The 3,214-nt window shown below is 58.4% G+C and carries 2 rRNA genes; both read left to right on the top strand.

What is annotated here, in order from left to right:
- Window positions 1–396 (top strand): 16S ribosomal RNA (locus ABT295_RS21050); the annotation flags it as partial.
- 588 nt (window positions 397–984) lie between these two features.
- A 23S ribosomal RNA gene (locus tag ABT295_RS21045) occupies window positions 985–3,214 on the top strand; the annotation flags it as partial.

The following is a 3,214-nucleotide window of genomic DNA, read 5'->3' as shown; positions in this document are numbered from 1 at the left end:
ATGGGAGACTGCCGGGGTCAACTCGGAGGAAGGTGGGGATGACGTCAAATCATCATGCCCCTTATGTCTTGGGCTTCACGCATGCTACAATGGCCAGTACAGAGGGCTGCGATACCGTGAGGTGGAGCGAATCCCAAAAAGCTGGTCTCAGTTCGGATCGGGGTCTGCAACTCGACCCCGTGAAGTCGGAGTCGCTAGTAATCGCAGATCAGCAACGCTGCGGTGAATACGTTCCCGGGCCTTGTACACACCGCCCGTCACGTCATGAAAGTCGGTAACACCCGAAGCCGGTGGCCCAACCCGTATGGGGGGGAGCTGTCGAAGGTGGGACTGGCGATTGGGACGAAGTCGTAACAAGGTAGCCGTACCGGAAGGTGCGGCTGGATCACCTCCTTTCTAAGGAGCATCAACCACACCCAGCGACCTCAGCAGCTTCGTCTGCTGGTGGTGGGGTGTGGGTGGGCCAGTTTCTGCCGGCGATCGTTCGGCGGCTGGTGCTCGAGGGTGGAACATCAACATGGCACCGTGACCTCGATGGTCGTGCTCAGTACCTCGGTTCGTCTTCGGATGACCGGGTGGAACAGCTGAACTGTCCAGTGATGGTGTCTGGCGCACTGTTGGGTCCTGAGGGACCGGGCTCTTCGCTGCGTGGATGTGAGTCCGCGTGGTGGAGGTCTGAACCTCTAGGTCTGGGCTTCACCTGATCCACATACCGCTTGATGACTGGCTTGGTGCTGGTGGTCGGGGTCTGGTGTGGGTTGTTGTGGGTGGGGTGTCGGGTTGTCTGTTGAGAACTGCACAGTGGACGCGAACATCTTTGTAGTGGTGTTCGTCGAGTAGATCCTCTAGCACCGCGTCATTGAGGGTTAAACCGAGGTGGTGTGGTGTGTCTTTGTGGTTCGTTTATGTTTGTTGCACGCGTTGTGCACTCACATTCAAGCCGTTGCAGCCTTTCGGGGTGTGTGGTGGTGGGTGGTGTGTGGTGGGCAAGTGTGTAAGGGCGCATGGTGGATGCCTTGGCATCAGGAGCCGATGAAGGACGTGGGAGCCTGCGTTAAGCCTCGGGGAGTTGGCAACCGAACGTTGATCCGAGGGTGTCCGAATGGGGGAACCCGGCCGTCGTCATGGGCGGTCACCCGCACCTGAATGTATAGGGTGTGTGGAGGGAACGTGGGGAAGTGAAACATCTCAGTACCCACAGGAAGAGAAAACAACATGTGATTCCGTGAGTAGTGGCGAGCGAAAGCGGATGAGGCTAAACCTGCATCGTGTGATACCTGGTAGGGGTTGCGGTGTGGGGGTTGTGGGAGTGTTTCGGAGCCGGCTACCACTGGTTCGGGGAGTGAGAAAGTCGTGGTGTAGCCGAAGGGCCTGGGATGGTCCGGCGTAGTGGGTGAGACCCCCGTAGGTGAAACATTGCGGCCTCCTTGGGAGCATGTCCCGAGTAGCACGGGGCTCGTGGAATCTCGTGTGAATCTGCCAGGACCACCTGGTAAGCCTAAATACTTCCTGATGACCGATAGCGGACAAGTACCGTGAGGGAATGGTGAAAAGCACCCCGGGAGGGGAGTGAAATAGTACCTGAAACCGTGTGCCTACAATCCGTCGGAGCTGGGTCTTGTGCCTGGTGACGGCGTGCCTTTTGAAGAATGAGCCTGCGAGTTAGTGGTGCGTGGCGAGGTTAACCCGTGGGGGGTAGCCGTAGCGAAAGCGAGTCCGAAGAGGGCGTTTGTAGTCGCGTGCTCTAGACCCGAAGCGGAGTGATCTACCCATGGCCAGGTTGAAGCGTGGGTAAGACCGCGTGGAGGACCGAACCCACCAGGGTTGAAAACCTGGGGGATGAGCTGTGGGTAGGGGTGAAAGGCCAATCAAACTCCGTGATAGCTGGTTCTCCCCGAAATGCATTTAGGTGCAGCGTCGCGTGTTTCTTGCTGGAGGTAGAGCTACTGGATGGCCGATGGGCCCCACCGGGTTACTGACGTCAGCCAAACTCCGAATGCCGGTAAGTGAGAGCGTGGCAGTGAGACTGCGGGGGATAAGCTTCGTAGTCGAGAGGGAAACAGCCCAGATCATCAGCTAAGGCCCCTAAGCGTGTGCTAAGTGGGAAAGGATGTGGAGTTGCGCAGACAACCAGGAGGTTGGCTTAGAAGCAGCCACCCTTGAAAGAGTGCGTAATAGCTCACTGGTCAAGTGATTCCGCGCCGACAATGTAGCGGGGCTCAAGTACACCGCCGAAGCTGTGGCATTCACATGTCAACCCCAGGGCAGGTTGCCGGCCGTCAGGTCGTCTGACTTGTTCTGCAGGTGTGTGGATGGGTAGGGGAGCGTCGTGTGTGGGGTGAAGCCGCCTGGTGATGGTGTGGTGGACTGCACGCGAGTGAGAATGCAGGCATGAGTAGCGAATGACGGGTGAGAACCCCGTCCGCCGATTGACCAAGGGTTCCAGGGCCAGGTTCATCCGCCCTGGGTAAGTCGGGACCTAAGGCGAGGCCGACAGGCGTAGTCGATGGACAACGGGTTGATATTCCCGTACCGGTGTAGAACCGTCCATGGCGAGGCCGGGGATGCTGAGCACCCAAAGCCGCCCATGCCTTCGGGTGTGGGTTGGTGGAGCGTGTGACCCGATCCGGTAGTAGTCAAGCGTGTTAACAGGGGTGACGCAGGAGGGTAGCTTCCGCGTGGCGATGGTTGTCCACGTCCAAGGGTGTAGGGCGTGCTGTTGGCAAATCCGCAGCACTTGCTTTGATGCTGAGCCTGAGACCTGATGGTGACCCCGTTGGGGGGAAGTAGGGTGATCCCATGCTGCCTAGAAAAGCCTCGGCGCGAGGTTCGAGCCGCCCGTACCCTAAACCGACTCAGGTGGTCAGGTAGAGAATACCGAGGCGTGCGAGTGAATCGTGGTTAAGGAACTCGGCAAAATGCCCCCGTAACTTCGGGAGAAGGGGGGCCTGAGGCGTGAAGCTCCTTGCGGGCTAGCGTTTGAGGGCCGCAGAGACCAGGGGGAAGCGACTGTTTACTAAAAACACAGGTCCGTGCGAAGTCGCAAGACGATGTATACGGACTGACGCCTGCCCGGTGCTGGAACGTTAAGGGGACCGGTTACCCACGTAAGTGGGGACGCTGAGAACTTAAGCGCCAGTAAACGGCGGTGGTAACTATAACCATCCTAAGGTAGCGAAATTCCTTGTCGGGTAAGTTCCGACCTGCACGAATG

The sequence above is a fragment of the Terrabacter sp. NPDC000476 genome, assembly GCF_040300125.1.
GTDB lineage: Bacteria > Actinomycetota > Actinomycetes > Actinomycetales > Dermatophilaceae > Terrabacter.
This window is presented reverse-complemented; position numbering and strand designations above follow the sequence as displayed.